Here is a 19,224-nt window from a genome sequence, read left to right on the forward strand (position 1 = left end):
ATCAAGGTCTCCTGGTCTCTACGGGTTCGGCCGGCACCAGCCGCCCCACCAACGTGCGTACTGCGTCGGCCGCCCCGGGCACCGCGGCCGCGACCGGGGCGCTCAGGCCGATCCCTTCCTCGACCCCGGCAGGGGTGCAGCCCACGAGGTAGGTGAGCGGAAGAGTACCGCCCAATTGACCCAGATTTGCCAGCACTGCGACCGGATTCATCCCGTGCGCGTCGAATTCTCCCGAACCGAGGTCGTCGGGCCCGATTTCGAGCACGGTCAGTTCGCCGGGCCGGCCGTCGCCCGGACAGGCGTCGACCAGCACCAGCGCGTCATAGCCGGCCAGCAGGTCGTAGGCCAGATGCATGCCGCGGATTCCGTAGTCGGTCACCCGGACCCGCGGCGGCAGGCCGCCCGACGAGGTGATGTGCCGGACGACCTCGGGGCCGAAGCCGTCGTCGCCGAGGAAGAGGTTGCCGATGCCCGCGACGAGCACGCCCCCGCCCACGCCGGTCACATCGAACGCATACGCAGATAGCGGCGGATGTCGGGGATCGACAGCACGCCGACCACCAGTGCGGTGGCTGCGGCGGCCGCGGCCACCGCGGTGGTGATGATGCCCACGGTCTTCACGATCGGCTCTCCTCTCGGTGTCCGGTGTGTTCCGGGTTCTCCTCGGCGGGCAGGGGTGCCAGCTCGTCGGGTGCGAAATAGAAGTAGCGGCCGTACCAGTCGTGCATGTCGGCGGCCGGGTCGTCCACGAGGACCACGGCGACGTGCGTCCCGCCGTCCACGTCCGAGAGCACGGCGGTGACCCGCGCCACCTGACCGGCGAAGAAGATGTCCTGTGCGTCGGCCCGCCGGGACGGATGCACCCGCACCAGGCTGCCCTTGGCGACGCTGACCCCGCCGATGACGACCGCGTCGGACCCCGGGGACACACCGGCGTCGGCGGCGGGATCCCACCAGGGCGCCCCACCGGTGTCGAAGCCGGCCGGCTCGGCGTCCCGCAGATCGCCGCCCGGCACCGCGCCGGACAGCGGGGCCGGAGCGTGCGGGTCGCGGAGCAGGCCGTGCAACTGCTGCAGATCCGCCGGTGACATGCCGTCACACCGGTCGATGATCTCCCGCGCCCGGGGATCGGTGGCGCGCGCCTCCGCCTTCTCCTCCTCGGTCATCGTCATCACCCGCAAGGTGAGGATCTCGTCGATCTCGGTGGAGTCGAAGAGGGCGCCCGGGCTCTGCTCGGCCACCTCCGGGTGGTCGTAGAGGATGATCGGAGCACCCAGCACGGTGTCGGAGCTGCCCTTCGCACCGGCCAGCACGGGCCAGCAGCGGCGCTGCCGGCACCGGGCCGCAGCGGTCGCCGCCTCGGAGGGCGGATCGAGCAGCGAGACGAACCGGGTCCCGCGCGCCCGCAGGATCAGGTGCGTACCGATCAGCGACGCCCGGATGGCGGCGTCCTTGCCGGTGACCCTGCCGGGGTGCTCGTTCTCCACCGCGACCGAGAGCCGTACGAAGTCGCCGTCGGCCGTGCCCCGGGCGCGGATCCGGACCTCCAGCGGCTCGCGGCGCCGTACGATCCGGCCCACCGGGGCGCCGTGCGCGTCCGTCAGCGGCTCGATGTCCTCGCCGCCGGGAATCGTGTGCAGCTGGTCGCAGGACCCCGTCAGCTCAAGCGCCGGCAGTTCGAGTTCCCGCTCGACCGCTTCGTCCCAGCTCAGCACCTGGGCGCCGTCCATGGTGAGCGCGGCGACCGGGGTGTGACCGCCGCCTGCTTCGAGCCGCTGCGCCTCACGCACCTGCAACTGGAGAAACCGCAAGTGGATCGCGACAGTTGACGGCTTGTCGGCGGAAGCCGCCAGCAGGCACTCCATCGCCATCCCCGGCTCCTCGCCGAAGCTCTCCGGCGACGCGGACGGCGGCCCGAGGACGCCGAACTGCCAGCGCGACTGGTTCTTGTGCGAGCTGGCCCGGTACGGGTACAGCAAGTAGCCCTCGTACAGCACCGCGTCGGCGACGTTACGGACCTGGTCCAGACCCACCGCACTCACGGATGTCACGTCACCACCTCACCTGTCCCGGCGAGCAGCGTGCTCACCGTCTCGTCCCAGCTGATCAGCCCGCGCCGGGCGCGGAAGCCGGCGACGCGGTCCAGCACGTCCTGGTCGAGCCTGATCCAGCCGGAGTTCGGGAAGTGGGAGGCGATCATCTGCCGCCACACCGCGACCGGCATCCGGTGGCGCGCCTCGCAGTCCCAGGGCACCTGGCGCACGGCGAAACCGGCGCCGCCCTTGGTGAAGACCGTGCCGGAGAAGAGCAGCGTGAGCGGCACCTCCCCGTCCCCGAGCGCGTGCAGATAGCGGGAGCCGGTCACATCGAAGTCGTAGGTGCAGGGCAGCGCCAGGTCGGCCTCGGTACTGCCGCTGAACCCCTGGACGGTCGTGTTGCACTGCATCCACAGGAACGGCTTGAGGGTGTCCTTCCACCGGTCCGGCTCGCCGAACAGGCCGCGCAGTCCCTCCCGTTCGGCCTCGTCGTACTGCCGCCGCTGCGGTTCGATCCGCACCTGGCAGCGCAGCACCACCGCGTGGATCCGCTCGCCGGAACCGTCGGTGATCCGCAGCCGGGCGGTCAGCTGCGGCACGACGGAGTAGGGCTCGGCGACGACGTCGAGCACGGAGAAACCGAGGCCGCTCATGACCGGCCCACCGCGGTGGCGGGCCGGCTGCGCCGCTCCACCTGCGCGAAGAACACGTCCATCGCCTCATGTGCCTCGCGGCCGCCGTCGAAGCCGCGCCACAGCGTGCGCAGCCGCCCGACCAGTTCGTAGCACGCGTCGATCGGCACCAGATGACAGGACCCGGCGCCGCTCTCCTGGCCGTTCGTGCGGCGCACCAGCAGCGCTTCGACGTCCGGGCGCAGGACGGCCAGGTCCGGGTTGGCCTCGACGATGGTGTCCCAGGCGTCCAGCGGCAGTTCGGACTCGGTGGCTCCTGCGGGGCCCGGATAGAAGGCGATGGTGCGGTCCTGGACCGAGTTGCGGAAGAGGAAGGCGAGGCCGACCGGGATCTGCAGTCCGTCCCAGGTCCGCTCGTCCAGGCTGAGACCGTCGAAGCGCACATAGCGCTCGGGGACCGCCCGGTAGCGCAACTGCGCCTGCTCGTCGCTGAAGAGCAGATAGCACGGGCGGCAGGCGCACATCAGGGCCCGGCTGTCCAGATTCACCACGTGCGCGTGCTCGGCGGCGACGGGCTCCGCGCACATCTCACAGCGCTCTCCGGCGACGGCCTGCGGACGCCGGCGGTTGATCCGCAGCAGTGAGGCCGCCGGGGAGGACGCGGCTCCTTGGATGATCATGTCGCCGCCGGAGTGGGGACGGCGACCGAGAAGGTGGCTCCCGTGGCGAGCAGCGGCAGCGGATCCAGGTGCAGACCGTCCGCCTCGACGCATGCTCCGGCCCGCCGTACGTCGTAATGCGCCTGGCAGGCCGGGCAGTTCAGGAGTCCGTCGCCGGAGGCCCCGCCCAGCCGCCGGGCCAGTACGGCACCCTCCATCGGACGGTCGCACCGCCCGCACCGGTCCCGGAAGGCGAAGAGATCCGCGCCGATCCGGCAGGCGAGCACCGGGACACCGCCGACGTCGAGACGCAGCACGCCGCCCGATTCCAGTCCCGCCAGTTCCGGTACGGAACTCCACGACGCGCCGGCGGGCCCGGGGGCCGGAGCGGTGTCATGGAGCCGGGAGAAGAGCGCGTCGACCGGGACCACAGGACCGGCGTCGCCCGTGTCGCCGGCCGTCTCGACCTCGATCGTGGTGATCTCCGGAGCGGCGGCCTCGACCGCGCCCTGCACGGCGAGTTCGAGCGTGGCAGACGAGGACGGGCACCCGTCGCAACTGCCCAGCAGCCGCAGCCGGACGGCGCCCTCGTCGGTGACCGCGAGCAGTTCGACGTCGCCGCCGTGGGAGCCCAGGTACGGCCGCAGGCTCTCCAGCGCCTTCTCGACCCGCGTCTCCACGCTGTACGGGTGCAGACCGTGCACCAGCAGCAGGCTGGCCACCAGATCGTCGGCGGCGAGCGCGGCCAGGACGTCGTCGTCCAGCCGGTCCTGCTCGTACAGGACGTCGAGCAGCCGCTCCAGGCCCGCCCCGTAGAAGTCGGTGACCAGCCGGACCAGTTCCTCGCTGCGCTCGCGCGCCACGGCGCCGCCCGCCGCGCCGGCGGCGATCAGGGTGTCGATACGGTCACCGGTCGCGCGCCAGGCGGAGGAGCTGTCGCCGGGCGCGGGGGGCCCGGCGTGGTCGGTGCGCTCGGTCACGTCACGCACCCGCGGACTGGGTGGGGGAGTGGAGCAGCTCCAGCTTCTTGCCCTCGCCGAGGTACATGTGCACACCGCAGGGCAGACACGGGTCGAAACTGCGCACGGTGCGCATGATGTCGATGCCCTTGAAGTGCTCCCGGTCGTTCTCCTCGAAGATCGGCTGGCCCTGCACCGCGTCCTCGTACGGGCCCGGCGTGCCATAGCTGTCGCGCGGACTGGCGTTCCACGGAGTCGGCGGATACGGGTGGTAGTTGGCGATCTTGCCGTCCCGGATCACCATGTGGTGCGAGAGGACGCCGCGCACCGCCTCGGTGAAGCCGCAGCCGATGCCCTCCTGCGGAACCTCGAACTTCTCCCAGGTCTTCGTCCGGCCGGCGCGGATCTCCACCAGCGCCTTCTCCGCGAAGTGCAGCGCGCAGGCCGCCGCGTACGCCTGGAAGTAGGTACGGGCCCGGTTGCGTTCGATGGTGTTGCTCCACTGCGGGACGTGCCACTCCAGCTCGACCGGGCCCTTGAGCGCGGTCTTCGGCAGGTTGATCTTCACGCTGCTGCCGGTGGCCTGGATGTAGCCGATGTCGACCAGCCCGGCCAGCGCCGTGGTCCACAGCCGGGCCAGCGGCCCCCCGCCGGTGTCCAGCGCGAGGTAGTCCTTGCCGTCGAACCACCGCGGGGACATCACCCAGCTGTACTTGTCGTCCAGATCCCGCTTCTGCGGCTGCGGGTTGGTGTGCTGGTTCCACGGGTGGCGCCGGTCGACCGGGTTGCCCAGTGGGTCGTGGGTGACGAACATCTCCTGGTCCTCCCAGTCGCCGTAGTACGACGAACCGAGCAGGATCCGGATCCCGAGGTTGATCTTCACCAGGTCCGTGGTGACCAGTTTCCCGTCGACGACGACACCTGGGGTGACGTACATTTTCCGGCCCCAGTTGGTCATGTCCTTGTACTCGAAGTTGCAGTGCTCGGGGTCCTGGAAGGAGCCCCAGCAGCCCAGCAGGATGCGCCGGTTGCCGACCATCTCGTAGCCGGGCAGCGCCTCGTAGAAGAAGTCGAAGAGGTCGTCGTGCATCGGCACGACCTTCTTCATGAACTCCACGTACCGCTGGAGGCGGGTGATGTAGTCGGTCATGAGCTGGATGGTCGCCACCGTGCCCACCCCGCCGGGGTAGAGCGTGGAGGGGTGGACATGCCGCCCCTCCATCAGGCAGAACATCTCCCGCGTCATCCGGCTGACCTGGAGGGCCTCACGGTAGAACTCGCCGGTGAAGGGGTTCAGCGAGCGCATGATGTCGCCGATGGTCTTGTACCCGTGCGCGTCGGCGTGCGGTGAAGCTGTCCGGTTGGCCTTGTCGAGCACACCGGGATTGGTCTCGGCCACCATCTTCTCGCAGTAGTCGACCCCTACCAGGTTCTCCTGGAAGATGTTGTGGTCGAACATGTACTCAGCGGCCTCGCCGAGGTTGACGATCCACTCGCCGATGTGCGGCGGCTTGACCCCGTAGGCCATGTTCTGCGCGTAGCAGGAACACGTGGCGTGGTTGTCACCGCAGATACCGCAGATCCGGCTGGTGATGAAGTGCGCGTCCCGGGGGTCCTTGCCCTTCATGAAGACCGAGTAGCCGCGGAAGATGGAACTGGTGCTGTGGCACTCCGCCACCACCCGCTGCTTGAAGTCGATCTTGGTGTAGATCCCGAGACTGCCGACGATGCGCGTGATCGGGTCCCACGCCATCTCCACCAGTTCGCTGTTGCCCGCGATACCGCTGCCGACCTTGGGCTGCGTCGCCGTCATTGCGCCGCCTCATCTTTCTTTCCGTAGCGCTGAGTTGTCGGGGAGCGGTGATTCACCAGGTACGGGTGGCGCCGGTGGTGAGCTTCCTGCCGGGCTTACGCCATTTCGGCTCACGGTCGAGCGTGTGCGTGGTGATACCGCGCAGCCGCCGCATGGTCGAGCCGTACACGCCGACCGAGTTCGTGGAGAGTTTGCCGCCGGGCGGCTCGTCCATGAACGGCATGAACTTGTCCGGGAATCCCGGCATCGTGCAGCCGATGCAGATTCCGCCGACGTTGGGGCAGCCGCCGATGCCGTTCATCCAACCGCGTTTGGGCACATTGCACTTGACGGTCGGACCCCAGCAGCCGAGTTTGACGATGCACTTGGGCGAGCCGTATTCCGTCGCGAAGTCGGCCTGCTCGTAGTAACCGGCGCGGTCGCAGCCCTCGTGCACGGTCTGGCCGAAGAGCCAGGTCGGCCGGAGCGCGTCGTCCAGCGGAATCATGGGCGCCTGTTCGGTGGCCATGTAGAGCAGATAGGTGAGGGTCTCCGAGAGATTGTCCGGCTGGATCGGACAGCCGGGCACGCACACGATCGGAATTCCCGCCTTGGACTTCCAGTCCCAGCCCAGATAGTCGGGCACGCCCATCGCACCGGTCGGATTGCCCGCCATGGCGTGGATACCGCCGTACGTGGCGCAGGTGCCGACCGCGACGACCGCGGTGGCCTTGGGCACCAACCGGTCGAGCCACTCGCTGGTGGTGATCGGCTGCCCGGTGGCCGGGTCGTTGCCGAAGCCCGACCAGTAACCCTCCTGATGGAGCTTCTCGTTGGGAATCGAGCCCTCGACGACCAGCACGAAGGGGTCGAGTTCGCCGCGGTCCGCCTTGAAGAACCACTCAAGGAAGTCGTCGGCCCCCCCGTTGGGGCCGCACTCGAAATCGATGAGAGGCCAGTGCATGGCGATCCTGGGAAGACCGGGCAGTGCGCCGAGGGCGATCTCCTCGATGCTGGGCTGTGTCGCGGCGGTCAGGGACACCGAGTCGCCGTCGCAGCTGAGCCCGGCATTGATCCACAGCACGTGAATCAGGGTGTCTTCCGCTTTGATTGCTTCCTGTGTCGGCATGGCACTGCCGCCTTCCGGGTTCGACAGCCGATCCTTTTACCCGCGAGGACCGGCTTTCGAGTCGCGGGTGTGGTGTCGCTCACATTGCTACCATCTAGACTCGGTCCGAGTGGGCTGTCAACACGAGAATTCGCAAGTCGGTCACCGTGTTCCCCTCTCCTGGGCGCCGATCCGGAATCGCGCGCAATAGGCCGGAAGAGTGGTGCGGATTCATGGGACGGCTGGTCGGGCGCGGTGAGGAGACGGGACGGCGATGCACGAATTGTCGATTACGCAGAGCGTTGTTGACGCGGTGTGCGAAAGGGCGGCCGGACGGCCCGTGCACACCGTCCGGGTCCGGGTGGGCGTGCTGACCGCGGTCGTGGCCGACTCCATGCGATTCTGCTTCGACCTGATCACCGAGGGGACCGCGGCCGAGGGCGCGGTACTGGAGATCGACCAGCCTCCGGGAGCCGGATTGTGCCGTGGCTGCGGCACCGCATTCCCGCTCACCGAACCGGTGGTGCTCTGTCCCTGCGGCAGCGCCGATGTCCAGGTCACCTCGGGACGGGAACTGGAGATCATCTCGATGAGAGTGGGTTGACCTATGTGCGGCACCTGCGGATGCGGTGACGGCAACGGCGGCGGGATCAGGATCGCCGTCCCCCATGAGCACGGTGGGACGGCGCACAGTCATCCCCACAGCGGCCACCCCCACGGCAGCCATCCCCACGGCGCTGGGCCGGTTGGCGATGACCGCCACGGTGTCGCCCTCGCCGAGGCCGGCGAGACGATCACGCTCGAACAGCGCGTCCTGGCCAAGAACGACGATCTCGCCGGCCGGAACCGCCGCTGGCTCGCCGACCACGGGGTGGTCGCCGTCAACCTGATGAGCTCCCCGGGCGCCGGCAAGACGACGCTGCTCGAACGGACCATCAGGGACCTGGCCGGCAGCCGCCCGGTGGTCGTCGTCGAAGGCGACCAGGAGACGATGCTGGACGCCGACCGCATCAGGCGCGCCGGCTGCCCGGTGGTGCAGGTGAACACCGGCGCCGGGTGCCACCTCGACGCCGGGATGATGAGCGGCGCGCTCACCTCCCTGGCCCCGTCGTCCGGGACGCTCGTGCTCGTCGAGAACGTCGGCAATCTGGTCTGCCCCGCGCTCTTCGACCTGGGCGAGCGGAGCAAGGTCGTGATCATCTCCGTCACCGAGGGCACCGACAAGCCGCTGAAGTACCCGTACATGTTCGCGGCGGCCGACCTGGTCGTCATCAACAAGATCGACCTGCTGCCCTACGTCGACTTCGACGTCGCCCGCTGTGAGGAGTACGCCCGCTCGGTCAATCCGGGACTGCGGGTACTGACGGTGTCCGCGACCACCGGCGAGGGAATGGACACGTGGTACGCGTGGGTGGCCCGGCAGTACCAGTGACCCGGCCCGGACCGGCGGAAAACCAGGTGCCCGCCCGGGGTGCCTGGCCCGGCGCGGCGGACGCCTGACCCCCGTACCGGCCCGGCTACCGGAGGTGGACGAGGATCCGCCCGGCGTTGGTGGCGTCGGTCTCCACCCGGAGGTACAGCTTCTTGATGTGCCGTTGCGCCAGGAAGGTGAGCACCCGCTTCTTCAGCCGGCCGGTGCCCTTGCCCGGGATGATCTCGACGACATCGACTCCGGTGCTCGCGGCCCTGAAGAGCGTCTCCCGCAGCGCCAGTTCGATGTCACGGTTGTTGCGGAAGATCGGGTGCAGATCCAGCGTGAGCAGGGCGACCGCCTCCGAAGCGCTTGTGACACCGGGCCCGCCGCGGACCCCTCGAACCCTCGCAGCGTACGTCCTCGCCGCCCGCCGCGGACCCCCCGGGTGGCCGGCACGTCCGGACAGCCGGTCCCGCGTGCAACCGGGGAGGCCCGGCGTCCCGCCGTTGGAGTGGCTGCCGTGCGGCCCGGGGCGTGGTGCGGTTGGCGGCGGGCGGCTGCTTCGTAGGGTCGGCGGCTGACGGACCCCGGCCCGTGCGACCCACCGGCCGGCCGCCCGTCACGTCAGCCGCGTATGTGTTTCCTCGTCCCCGTACCCGACCGTCGTCCACGAAGGCGCCCGGCGTCTCCCGGCACCGGTACGGCGCCCGGACGACCGGTGAGAACAGGTGCCTGTCATGAGCCGCTGTACCGTTTTCCCCTCCTCCGGCCCGCGCCCGGCCGGCGCACCACCCCCGGCCGGCGCGGAACACCCGTCCGGGCGCCGCCGGGCGACAGCGGTGGCCGGCCTCGCCCTGCTGTCCGCCGCCGTGCTGGCCTCGGGCACACCGGCGCTCGCCGCCGTCCGGCCCGCCGCCGCCCCGCCCACCGCCGGCACCGCGCCGCTCTACGTCTCGGACTACACCGACGGCACCGTGCTGCGGCTCCCCGCGGACGGCGGCCCGCAGACGACCGTGCCGACCAGTGGGCTGACCCGCCCCACCGGGATGACGCTCGACGCGGCCGGGAACCTCTACATCTGCGACACGGGCAACAACCAGGTCGTCAAGCTCCCGGCGGACGGCGGCCCGCAGACGACCCTGCCCGCCACCGGCCTCTCCCGTCCGGTCGCGACGGCGCTGGACTCCGCGGGCGGCCTCTTCATCGCCGACAGCTTCAACGACCGGGTGGTCGAACTGCCCGCCGACGGCGGCCCGCAGACCACCGTCCCCACCACCGGTCTGCTCCACCCCGAGGGACTCGCCTTCGACGCCGCGGACAATCTCTTCGTCGCCGACTTCATCAACGACCGGGTGGTGGAGGTCCCCGCGGGCGGCGGCCCGCAGCGGACCGTTCCCACCTCCGGTCTCTCCCAGCCGGCCGGGCTGGCCTTCGACACGGCCGGGGCCCTCTACATCTCGGACAACGGCAACAACAGGGTGGTGAAGCTGAGCGCGGGCAGCGGAGCACAGAGCACGGTCCCCACCAGTGGCCTGAACGGTCCGCAAGGACTCGCGCTCGACCCCGCGGGCGACCTCTTCGTCGCCGACTTCGGCAACGACCGGGTGGTGGAGTTCCCCGCCGGCGGCGGCCCGCAGCGGACCGTCCCCATCAGCGGGCTGAGCACTCCGGTCGGCCTGGCGATGCCGCCGGCCCCCGCACCGCCCACCGCCGTGACGGCCGTAGCCCGGCGGGGGGAGGTCACGGTGACCTTCACCGCCAGTACCGGTGCCTCCATCAGCGGTTACACCGTCACCGCGATCGATCTGACCGACCCCGCCGGTAGCGGCCGGACCGCCCAGGGCGCCGGCTCACCCATCACGTTCGGCGGCCTGACCCCGTGTCACAGCTACCGGTTCACCGTCACCGCCACCAATGCCGCCGGCGCGACCGGCCCCGCCTCCGCGCCGTCCGCAGCCGTCACCCTCCCGAAGGCGCCGCCGTCCGGCTGGTGACCGCCACCACCGTCCGCGCGAGAACCCCGGCCGTCATCACGGCCGGGGCTCATGCGCGGACGACGCTCAGCTGTGGGCCGGCTCGGTCGGCGCCGCGGTCGCCTCGGCGGGAGCCGCCGCCTTCTTCCTGCGGTCCTTGAGCTCCTGCCGGAGCAGGATCCACCAGCCGACCGGGACCATCAGCGCGAACAGCCACCACTGGATCGCGTACGGCAGGTGCACGCCCTGTCCGACGATCGCGGCGTCACTCGTCGACTGGCTGTTCGCGTCCGGGGCCGGGACCAGCTGTGCCGACTCGGACCGGGCCAGCGCGGGGCTGCTCCTGACCAGCTCCATATAGCCGCCGATCACCGGCTCCGGCAGGTGCTGTGCCTGCTCCCGGCCGCTGATCAGCATGTACTGGCGGGGCGGCAGCCCCTTCACCTCGTGGATGCCGCTGACCCCTGAGGTCTCGTCCGGCATCAGCCGACCGGTCAGGGTCACCGTCCCGGCGGGCGTTTTGGGCACCGCCGGGAAGGCGGCGCCGTCCATGTCGTCCGGTGCCACCCAGCCCCGGTTGACCAGGAGGGCGTCACCGTTGGAGGTGACCAGCGGGGTGATCAGGAAGAAGCCGATGTTGCCGTCGGCGTTGGTACGGCGCCTGACGACGAACTGGTGCGCCGCGTCGAAGTGCCCGGTCGCGGTGACGGGCCGGTATCTCTCACTGCCGGGCACGGTGGCGCCAGGACGCGTGAGGGTCTCGACGGACACCGGCGGGGAGTGGACCGCCAGCGAGATGCGGTGGTTGCTGCGGTTGGTCTGCTGATAGCGGTGGAACTGCCACAGGCCCAGCCGGTACATGGCCAGCACCATCGCGAGAAACACCAGGGTCAGCACTACCCAGCGGCGGGTGAACAGGACGCGAAGCACACCGTGACGTTACCGCTGCCGCCCGCCCGCCCTCACCCCGGGGCCGGGCCCCGGAGCGGCGCGGGCGGTGCGGCGGCGGCATCGGGGCCGGTGGGGACGTCCTCCGGCGCCCGGTCCGCCGGCGGGCACGGACCGGCTCAGGACGCGAGCGCGGCGGCCAGGAGTTGACCGGTCTCCTCGTCGAAGGCCACCAGGCTGATCCGCCCGACCGCGGTGGGCGTCGCCCTGAGAGTGGCCACAGCGATCCGCGCGGCCTCCGCGGCCGGGAACCCGTAGATGCCCGTGGCGATGGCCGGAATCGCGAGGGTGCCGGCGGCCAACTCGTCGGCCACCTCAAGGACGCGGCGGTAGCAGGAGGCCAGCACCTCCGCCTCGCCGAAGTCGCCGCCCTCCCAGACCGGGCCCACCGTGTGGATCACGTGCCTGACCGGCGGATCGAGGTCGAAGGCGGGAGTCGCCATGGCGTCGCCCGGCGCGCAGGGCCCGATCGCGGCGCCCGCCTCGGCCAGCCGGCGGCCCGCCGCCCGGTGGATCGCCCCGTCCACACCGCCGCCGCCCATCAGCGACTCGTTCGCGGCGGTGACGACCGCGTCCACGTCCAGGAGGGTGATGTCACCCCGTACGACATCGATCACCGTCATGCCCCGATCATGCCACCGGCCCGGCTCCCGCGCGGATGCCGGGACCGTGCTCGGCGACCGGCGACCGGCGACCCGCGACCGGCGACCGCCAACTGGCAATCGGCAGCTGGCAATCGGCGACCGGGCGGTGGGCACCGGCGCCGTCAGCAGGTCCGGGCGTCCGGCCACCCGGACCGGCCCGTCACTTGTGCGCTTGCGCCCGGTGCGTCTCCAGCAGGCGGAGCCAGACCTCACTGGGCGTGGGGTAACTGGGCACGACGTGCCAGAGGACGGAGAGGGGGATCCGCGCCACGATGGCGGTCGTCGCGGAGTGGACGAGGTCGGCGATCCCCGAGCCGACGAAGGTCGCGCCCACCACCGTTTCGGTGACCCGGTCGATGACGAGTTTGGCGCGGCCCACGTAGTCCTCACGCAGCACATACGTGCCGGCCAGGCCGGCCATGTCGTACTCGACGGTCGTCACATCGAGGCCGGCCGCCCGCGCCTGCTGCTCGGTCATGCCGGCCGACCCGACCTCGGGGTCGGTGAAGGTCACCTGCGGGCTGCCGCGATGCCCTTCGGCGGAGCTGAGCGCGCCGCTCGGCACACCGGCCGGCGGCCGGCCCGTGGCGCGGGCGGCGATCACCTCACCGGCGACCCGTGCCTGGTACTTGCCCATGTGGGTCAGCAGCGCGCGTCCGCACACGTCGCCGATCGCGTAGAGCCAGTGTCCCGGCACCGCCCGTACCGCCTGCTCGTCGTCGACCTCCAGGAAGCCGCCGTCGGGGCATCCCACCGACGTCAGGCCGATGTCCTGGGTGTTCGGCGTGCGGCCGGTGGCGAGGACCAGTTCGTCGGCGACCAGCTCCGTGCCGTCGTCCAGTACGAGAGTGACCTCTCCGCCGTGCGGCAGACCGACGCCCGTGTCGCGGGGGTCCGCGCGCCGTACCTCCTGTGCGGACCTGCCGGGAAGCAGCCGGACACCGGCCGCCCGCAGCCGGTCGGCGACCAGCTCTCCGGCGAAGGGCTCCGAACGGGCGAGCAGGCCCCCGCCCCGGTAGACGACGGTCAGTTCCGCGACACCCAGCGCGTTCAGCCAGGTCGCCGACTCACACGCCACCACACCACCGCCCAGGATGATCACCCGGCGCGGCACCTCGTGCAGATTGGTGACGTCCCGCGAGGTCCACGGCAGGGCGTCATTCATGCCAGGGAGCGGCGGCACGGTGGTGCACGACCCGGTGTCGATCACCACCGCGTGCCGGGCGGTCAGCAGCCGGCTGCCGCCGTCCGCCGTCTCCACCCTCACCGTGCGTTCGCCCTCCAGCCGGCCGTAGCCGCGCACCACATCGATGCCCACGCCGAGGGCCCAGTCGATCTGGGAGGTGTCGTCGAGACGGTTGACGACGGTGTCCCGGCGCGCCAGTGCCGCGGAGACGTCGAGCTGCCGGCCGGCGACCAGGGAGGAGACCCCGGGAACGTGCCGGGCGTTCTCCAGCACTTCGGCGGGGCGCAGCAGCGCCTTGCTCGGCATGCACGCCCAGTACGAGCACTCGCCGCCGAGCAGTTCGGCTTCCACCAGTACCGCGCTCAGACCGGAGAACTGCGTCGCGTACTGCGCCGCGTTCTCACCCGCCGCCGCGCCACCGAGGACGATGACGTCCCATTCCGAGCGATCCGGATCCACAGCCGCCGGCATTCAGCCACGCCCCTGTCATCAGCACTGGGCAACCTGTGGACCGGATGCTAACGGATCCCGCCGGGGAAACCACCGTGATCACGTCCGCGTCGAGGATCCGCGCCCGTCCGGGCTCATCGTGGCGGCGGGACGGCTACTCCTCGCGTTCGAACTCGGCCTGGGCACGCTGCGTGTCGAGGTCCCGCTGCGCGGATTCGTACAGGTCACGCACGAAGCCCTCGACCTCTTCCTTGTCGGACTTCTCCGCGAGCTGCTCCTCCAGGCGGGCGGCCCACGCGTCGGACGGCTCACTCATCTCGATCTCCAACCCCGGACCCCGCGATTCGCTGGGGCACCGTTCTTCTGCGGGCGGGCGGCCGCCATGTCTGTGCCGCGGCCTCCCGTTGGCGCCGCACGGCATCGGGCGGTACGGCGCCTGGAATGTACGTATTTCCACCGTAACGCGGCCCTTCCGGATCGAACAGCGCTGCCGCATGCCCCAGCGGCACACGGCAGCGCGGGAGGACCCCCGTTCGACCGTGCCGCGCATGTCCCGTGCATGTCCTTCGCATACCGCCCCGCCCGCGCGCGGCCCCATGAGACATTTGCCCGGTGCAGGCACTGGAGATCGTCGTCGTCTTGCTGACCACCGTGCTGCTGCTCAGCTGGGTGGCACGCAGGCTCGGAATCGGTGAGCCGGTCGTGCTGCTCTGCGGCGGTGTGCTGATCGGCCTCATTCCGCACTTCCACGCGGTCCATCTGCCGTCGGACCTCGTGCTGCTGATCTTCCTGCCGCCGCTTCTGTACTCCGAGTCGCTCACCATCTCGCTGCACCAGATAAGAGCCAATCTGCGGGTCATCATGATGCTGTCGATCGGCCTGGTGCTGAGCACCGCGCTGAGCGTGGCGGGCACCGGGTACGCGCTCGGGATGGCCTGGCCGGTGGCCTTCGTGCTGGGTACGGTGCTGGCCCCGACGGACGCCACCGCGGTGGCCGCGGTCGCCAAGGGCATGCCGCGGCGGACGCTCACCACCATGCGCGCGGAGAGCCTGATCAACGACGGTACGGCGCTGGTGCTCTTCGCGGTCGCGGTGGACTCGGCCTCCGGGGCGGAAGCCTTCAGCTGGGGCGGCGTGGTGTGGCGGTTCGTACTGAGCTACGTCGGCGGGGCGGCGATCGGCGCCGCGGGCGCCGGCCTGGTCGTACTGATCCGGCGCCGGCTGCACGATCCGGTGCTGGAGAGCGGACTGAGTGTGCTCACCCCCTTCGCGGTGTATCTGCCGGCCGAGCTGGCGGACGTCTCCGGGGTGCTGGCGGTGGTGGTGTGCGGGCTGATCATCAGCTGGGCCAGTCCGCTTCTCATCCCGGCGAACAGCCGGATGCAGACCTTCGCCTTCTGGGACCTGGCGTCCTTCCTGCTCAACGGGGCGCTGTTCGTACTGGTCGGGGTGCAACTGCCCAGTGCGGTACGGGGCCTGACCTCGTTGGGGCCCGGGCAGGCGATCCTGCTGGCGGCCGCGGTGAGCGGCACGGTGATCGCCACCCGGCTCGTCTTCCTGCACACCACGCCGTATCTGATCCGGGCCCTGGACCGGCGGCCCCAGCAGCGGTCGCGCCGGGTCGGTGCCCGGCAGCGGATGCCCATCGCCTGGGGCGGGGTGCGCGGCGCGGTGTCGCTGGCCGCGGCGCTGGCGGTGCCGACGACGATGAAGGACGGCGGCACGTTCCACGACCGTGACGTGATCGTCTTCGTCACCGCCGTGGTCATCGTGGTGACCTTGCTGGTGCAGGGCGAGACCCTGCCGGCGCTCATCCGCTGGTCCCGGCTGCCGGCCGACCCGAGCGAGGACCAGGAGGAGCTGCTGGCCCGCCGCCACACCGTGCGCGCCGCCATGAAGGAGCTCGAGTCACGCGCCGAGCTGACCGACGCCCCGGCCGACGTGGTCGCGCGGCTGCGCCGGGAGCTGGAGGAGCACGCCGACGAAGTGGGCGCGGCCGAGGACCACGACCGGCAGCTGGAACACGAACTGCGGCAGGCCATTCTCCGGGCCAAGCGTGGAGCACTGGTCTCGCTGCGCAACTCCCGGAGGATCGACGATTCGGTGCTCCGAAGGGTGCAGGAGACGCTGGACGCCGAGGAGGTACGGCTCGCCCTGCGCATCTCCGCGGCGCACGCCGTCCCGGTGGAGGAGCCGGCCGAGCAGGAGCACGAGGAGGCCCGCCACTCGGGTCATGGCATCTGGTGAGGCGGTCACCGGTTCCCGGCGCCCTCACCTTCCCGCGCGGAACGTCACCCTCACTCGAAGCCGCCGCCCCCGAAGCCGCCGCCGTCCCCGCCACCGCCGCCGAAGTCGCCCGGGTCGAAGTCGGAGCCCGAGTAGTCCCCGCCGTCCGGGCCGCCGTAACCGTCGTCGCCGTACCCGTAACCGGGGCCGGGGAACGAACCGGCCAGCAGGGTGCCGATGACCAGGCCGGGCAGGAGCCCGCCGCCGAAGTAACCGCCCGCGTAGGGGCCGTACATCGATCCGGCGTTCCAGTACGGCTGCGGACCTGACGCCGTCTCCACGGTGCGGGACGACGGCAGTTCGCCGTTCTCGACCCGGGCGGTGTCCGCGGCGCAGGCCGGCACGTTACGCGGGGCGCCACCGGGCGGCGCCCAGGGCACGTCGCCGACCGAGGGGCCGTGCCGGGGGTCGAAGAAGCAGGGCGGCCGTCGCTCGGGCAGGGACTCGCCGTTGCGCCGGGCCTCCAGCGTCGCCAGGGAGAACCGCCCGTCCGCCAGCGACTCGGTGACCGGCTGCACGTCGTCCGGACGGCGTGCGGAGGCCATCAGCGTCTTGGCGCGCTCGTAGGTGTCGAGAGCGTGGGCGTAGTCGCCGCGCATCCGGTCGTCGGCGGCGGGCTCGTCCGGCTTGAAGTCCAGCCGGTCCAGTTCCTCGCCGAAGGCCGTGATGTCCTCGTCGACGACCTTGCTCACCTTCTCCAGCTCCGCCCGCTCCCGCTCGGCCTTCGCCTTGCGCGAGCGCCGGAAGAGCGCGTAGCCGCCACCGCCCACGACGACCACGACGGCGCCCAGTGCGATGGCGGTCGGCACCCCCGCGCCGCCGGAGCCCGAACCGTTCGACCATGAACCGGGGGCGCTGCCGTCGGCCTGCCGGAGCGCCTGGTCAACGAAGCTGTTGAGCTCGGCGGCGGTGTTCCCCGAGGAGGAGCGCTGGACCTGGTCGGTGAGGTTGGTGACCGCGTTGCGGGACATGACCTGCGGGTCGGCGCCGGCGTTGAAACGGTCACCCAGGTGGACCGCGTAGGCCCCGGTGATGCCGACCGCGGACCTGATGTCCTGCAGCACGGTCTGCGCCGGGAACTCAGGAGCGGCGGGCAGTACGGCCACGAACACCGGCTTGTCGGCCTTCTCGATCTTGTCGGCCAGTGCGGTGGCCTGCGACGCCGGCAACTGGCCGGAAGCCCGCGGGTCGACATAGACCGGCCCCTTCTTCAGCTGGGCCGCCACGGTGCCGACCGTGCTCGCGGGCTGTGCGGCGGGTGCGAGCGCGGCGCCGGCGAAGACGAAGGTGCCCAGCGCCACCACGGGTACGGCCAGCAGCGCGATCGACCGCCGGGTGAGTCGTCCACGGATGTCGCGCATGATGCGTCGCCCCTCAGCCGGGTCCCATTCGTGCCTTGCGTCTTTGCGTTTCCTATGCTCCGACTTTACGTGAGGAAAAGGATGCGTGAGGCGGCCGCGGTCGCCCCCACGGGGCGTCGGTCAACCCTCGACCTCGACTACAACCTTGCCCTCGGCGGTACCGCTCTCCACCAGAGCGTGGGCGTCGGCCACGGTTGCCAGGGTGAAACGCCGGGGGTCGAGCAGCAACTTGAGGGCACCCGCGTCCACCAGCGCGCCGGCCGCGCGCAGGATCTCCCCGTGGTGCTCACGGCCCCGGCCGGTCAGCATCGGCATCAAGGTGAAGACACCGGAGTAGGTCGCCCCGCGGAAGGAGAGCGGGGCCAGACTGTGGGTGCCCCAGCCCAGCGCGCTCACCACATGGCCGGTATAGGTGCGGACCGCGGTGAAGGAGGCATCGAGGACGGGACCGCCGACGGTGTCGAACACCACGTCGAAGCCCTCGCCCCCGGTGTGCTCGGCGACGTACTCCTCGACCGAGGACGCGCCGCGGTCGATCGGGGTCGCGCCCAGGCTCCGTACCGTCTCCAGATTCCGGGCGGACGCGGTGGCGAAGACTTCAGCGCCCCGGGCCCGTGCGATCTGCACGGCCACCTGGCCGAGGCCGCCCGCGCCGCCGTGGACCAGGACGGTCTGTCCCTGCCCCGCGCGGGCGCGGTCGACCAGGCCCTCCCAGACGGTGATGGCGACCAGCGGCAGCGCCGCGGCCTCCCGCATGCTCAGGGCCGCCGGCTTGCGGGCGAGCAGCCGGGCGTCCACCGCCGCGTACTCGGCGAGCGAGCCCTGGAGATCGCCGACGCCACCAGTGAGCCCGTACACCTCGTCGCCCGGGGCGAAGCCGGTGACGCCGGGGCCGGTCTCCTCGACCACACCGGCCAGGTCCATGCCCAGCACACCGGGCAGCGCGAACCGCGCGTGCGCGGCCTGGCCCGCGCGGATCTTGATGTCCAGCGGATTGACCCCGCTCGCCCGCACCCGGACCAGCACCTGGCCCGGTCCCGCGGTGGGCTTGGGCAGCTCTCCCAGGGCCGGCTGCGTACCGAATTCCTTCAGGACAACTGCGCGCATGTCCCTCGCCTACTTTCCTTGTGCGGGTTGTGCGGGTTGTGCGGGTTGTGCGGGTTGTGCGGCTGCGCCCGTGGCCGCCGGCGCACCGGTGGCGGAGGCGACCAGTGCCCGGGCGGCGGCCTTCGCCCCGGCCACCACCGCCCGGTCCTGGAGCAGCCGGCCGGAGGTGAGCGCGCCGTCGATCAGCAGCCCGATGTGGGCGGCGAGCGACCGCGGGGCGGTCGCGCCCGCCCGCTGCGCCAGGTCCGCGAGCCATGCCTGGCGCCGCCGGGTGTGCCGCACGGTGATCTCCCGGGCCTCCGAGTCGAGATCCGCTTCGACCGCGGCGCTGACGAACGGGCAGCCGAAGAAGCCGTGCCGGTCGAAGGCGTCGACCAGCGCGTCGAAGAGGCCCACGAGCTGCTGCCGCGGATCGTCCCCGGCCCGCCCGGCCGCTTCCTGCAGCTGGGCCGTCCACGCGTCGTCGGTACGGCGCAGATACGCCGCCACCAGCTCTTCCTTGGTGCGGAAGTGCACGTACAGCGTCGACTTCGCCACCCCCGACGCGGCTATCACCTGGTCGACACCGACCCCGCGCAGCCCGTGGGCGTAGAACAGCCCGGCCGCCGCGGTGAGGATCCGCTCCTCCGAGCGGGTCTTTCTGACCTGCGTTGCCATCCCGGCCACCTC

20 protein-coding genes are annotated in these 19,224 nt (G+C 71.2%); 4 read left to right on the forward strand and 16 right to left on the reverse strand.

The genetic code is table 11. From position 1 onward, the window contains the following. Position 1 precedes the first annotated feature (1 nt). Genes OG552_RS35810 through OG552_RS35840 form a run of 8 tightly spaced genes read right to left on the reverse strand, consistent with a single transcriptional unit; the run spans position 2 to position 7,207 of the window. Positions 2-505 carry a hydrogenase maturation protease gene (locus tag OG552_RS35810; RefSeq protein WP_329140291.1) on the reverse strand — a complete coding sequence of 168 codons (504 nt, stop codon included), beginning with the start codon at positions 503-505 and terminating at the stop codon, positions 2-4. After that, a complete protein-coding gene (locus OG552_RS36580; RefSeq protein ID WP_443071119.1) occupies positions 502-621 on the reverse strand; it encodes a DUF6893 family small protein in 120 nt (39 codons plus the stop codon). The genes OG552_RS35810 and OG552_RS36580 overlap by 4 nt, the downstream gene beginning before the upstream one ends. Next, complete coding sequence (locus tag OG552_RS35815; RefSeq protein WP_329140293.1) at positions 618-2,051, reverse strand: hypothetical protein; 1,434 nt, start codon at positions 2,049-2,051, stop codon at positions 618-620. Before OG552_RS35815 ends, OG552_RS36580 begins: the two co-directional genes overlap by 4 nt. Continuing rightward, positions 2,048-2,689, reverse strand: a complete 642-nt coding sequence (locus OG552_RS35820) for a DUF6084 family protein (protein WP_329140295.1) — start codon at positions 2,687-2,689, stop codon at positions 2,048-2,050. The genes OG552_RS35815 and OG552_RS35820 overlap by 4 nt, the downstream gene beginning before the upstream one ends. Beyond that, the gene (locus tag OG552_RS35825; RefSeq protein ID WP_329140297.1) at positions 2,686-3,348 is read right to left on the reverse strand and encodes a DUF5947 family protein; all 663 of its coding nucleotides are present in this window, start codon (positions 3,346-3,348) and stop codon (positions 2,686-2,688) included. The genes OG552_RS35820 and OG552_RS35825 overlap by 4 nt, the downstream gene beginning before the upstream one ends. Further along, positions 3,345-4,307, reverse strand: coding sequence for a NifU family protein (locus OG552_RS35830; RefSeq protein ID WP_329140299.1), 963 nt, complete (start codon positions 4,305-4,307; stop codon positions 3,345-3,347). The genes OG552_RS35825 and OG552_RS35830 overlap by 4 nt, the downstream gene beginning before the upstream one ends. A gap of 1 nt (position 4,308) precedes the next feature. Further along, entirely contained in the window at positions 4,309-6,099 is a 1,791-nt protein-coding gene (locus OG552_RS35835; RefSeq protein ID WP_329140301.1) for a nickel-dependent hydrogenase large subunit, read from the reverse strand. A 52-nt stretch (positions 6,100-6,151) separates the two neighbouring features. Further along, entirely contained in the window at positions 6,152-7,207 is a 1,056-nt protein-coding gene (locus OG552_RS35840; RefSeq protein ID WP_329140303.1) for a hydrogenase expression protein HypE, read from the reverse strand. Positions 7,208-7,460: 253 nt separating this feature from the next. On the opposite strand from OG552_RS35840, the gene OG552_RS35845 reads away from it, so the two are divergent. Both OG552_RS35845 and hypB read left to right on the forward strand, forming a co-directional pair. Next, positions 7,461-7,790, forward strand: a complete 330-nt coding sequence (locus OG552_RS35845) for a hydrogenase maturation nickel metallochaperone HypA/HybF (RefSeq protein ID WP_329140305.1) — start codon at positions 7,461-7,463, stop codon at positions 7,788-7,790. A gap of 3 nt (positions 7,791-7,793) precedes the next feature. Beyond that, positions 7,794-8,618 (forward strand): hydrogenase nickel incorporation protein HypB, encoded by an 825-nt coding sequence (gene hypB / locus OG552_RS35850; RefSeq protein ID WP_329140308.1) that lies wholly within the window; start codon positions 7,794-7,796, stop codon positions 8,616-8,618. A gap of 85 nt (positions 8,619-8,703) precedes the next feature. Here hypB and OG552_RS35855 read toward each other — a convergent pair whose 3' ends face one another. Then, positions 8,704-9,066 carry a Smr/MutS family protein gene (locus OG552_RS35855; RefSeq protein WP_329141373.1) on the reverse strand — a complete coding sequence of 121 codons (363 nt, stop codon included), beginning with the start codon at positions 9,064-9,066 and terminating at the stop codon, positions 8,704-8,706. A 271-nt stretch (positions 9,067-9,337) separates the two neighbouring features. Between OG552_RS35855 and OG552_RS35860 the strand changes: the two genes are divergently transcribed. Then, the gene (locus OG552_RS35860) at positions 9,338-10,594 is read left to right on the forward strand and encodes a fibronectin type III domain-containing protein (protein WP_329140311.1); all 1,257 of its coding nucleotides are present in this window, start codon (positions 9,338-9,340) and stop codon (positions 10,592-10,594) included. A 66-nt stretch (positions 10,595-10,660) separates the two neighbouring features. On the opposite strand, the gene OG552_RS35865 is transcribed toward OG552_RS35860, so the two are convergent. From OG552_RS35865 to OG552_RS35880, 4 genes are all read right to left on the reverse strand, one after another. After that, complete coding sequence (locus OG552_RS35865; RefSeq protein WP_329140313.1) at positions 10,661-11,503, reverse strand: SURF1 family cytochrome oxidase biogenesis protein; 843 nt, start codon at positions 11,501-11,503, stop codon at positions 10,661-10,663. Between the two features lie 137 nt (positions 11,504-11,640). After that, a complete protein-coding gene (locus OG552_RS35870; protein WP_329140316.1) occupies positions 11,641-12,144 on the reverse strand; it encodes a macro domain-containing protein in 504 nt (167 codons plus the stop codon). Between the two features lie 181 nt (positions 12,145-12,325). Beyond that, a complete protein-coding gene (locus OG552_RS35875; RefSeq protein WP_329140317.1) occupies positions 12,326-13,810 on the reverse strand; it encodes a dihydrolipoyl dehydrogenase family protein in 1,485 nt (494 codons plus the stop codon). Positions 13,811-13,955: 145 nt separating this feature from the next. Then, positions 13,956-14,117, reverse strand: a complete 162-nt coding sequence (locus OG552_RS35880) for a hypothetical protein (protein WP_329140319.1) — start codon at positions 14,115-14,117, stop codon at positions 13,956-13,958. A 296-nt stretch (positions 14,118-14,413) separates the two neighbouring features. On the opposite strand from OG552_RS35880, the gene OG552_RS35885 reads away from it, so the two are divergent. Next, the gene (locus OG552_RS35885) at positions 14,414-16,048 is read left to right on the forward strand and encodes a Na+/H+ antiporter (RefSeq protein ID WP_329140321.1); all 1,635 of its coding nucleotides are present in this window, start codon (positions 14,414-14,416) and stop codon (positions 16,046-16,048) included. A 50-nt stretch (positions 16,049-16,098) separates the two neighbouring features. On the opposite strand, the gene OG552_RS35890 is transcribed toward OG552_RS35885, so the two are convergent. From OG552_RS35890 to OG552_RS35900, 3 genes are all read right to left on the reverse strand, one after another. After that, positions 16,099-17,448 carry a hypothetical protein gene (locus tag OG552_RS35890; RefSeq protein WP_329140323.1) on the reverse strand — a complete coding sequence of 450 codons (1,350 nt, stop codon included), beginning with the start codon at positions 17,446-17,448 and terminating at the stop codon, positions 16,099-16,101. 120 nt (positions 17,449-17,568) lie between these two features. Next, positions 17,569-18,555 (reverse strand): zinc-dependent alcohol dehydrogenase family protein, encoded by a 987-nt coding sequence (locus OG552_RS35895; RefSeq protein ID WP_329140325.1) that lies wholly within the window; start codon positions 18,553-18,555, stop codon positions 17,569-17,571. Between the two features lie 9 nt (positions 18,556-18,564). Further along, positions 18,565-19,212 (reverse strand): TetR/AcrR family transcriptional regulator, encoded by a 648-nt coding sequence (locus OG552_RS35900; RefSeq protein WP_329140328.1) that lies wholly within the window; start codon positions 19,210-19,212, stop codon positions 18,565-18,567. Positions 19,213-19,224: the final 12 nt, after the last annotated feature.

The organism is Streptomyces sp. NBC_01476 (assembly GCF_036227265.1).
Lineage (GTDB): Bacteria > Actinomycetota > Actinomycetes > Streptomycetales > Streptomycetaceae > Actinacidiphila.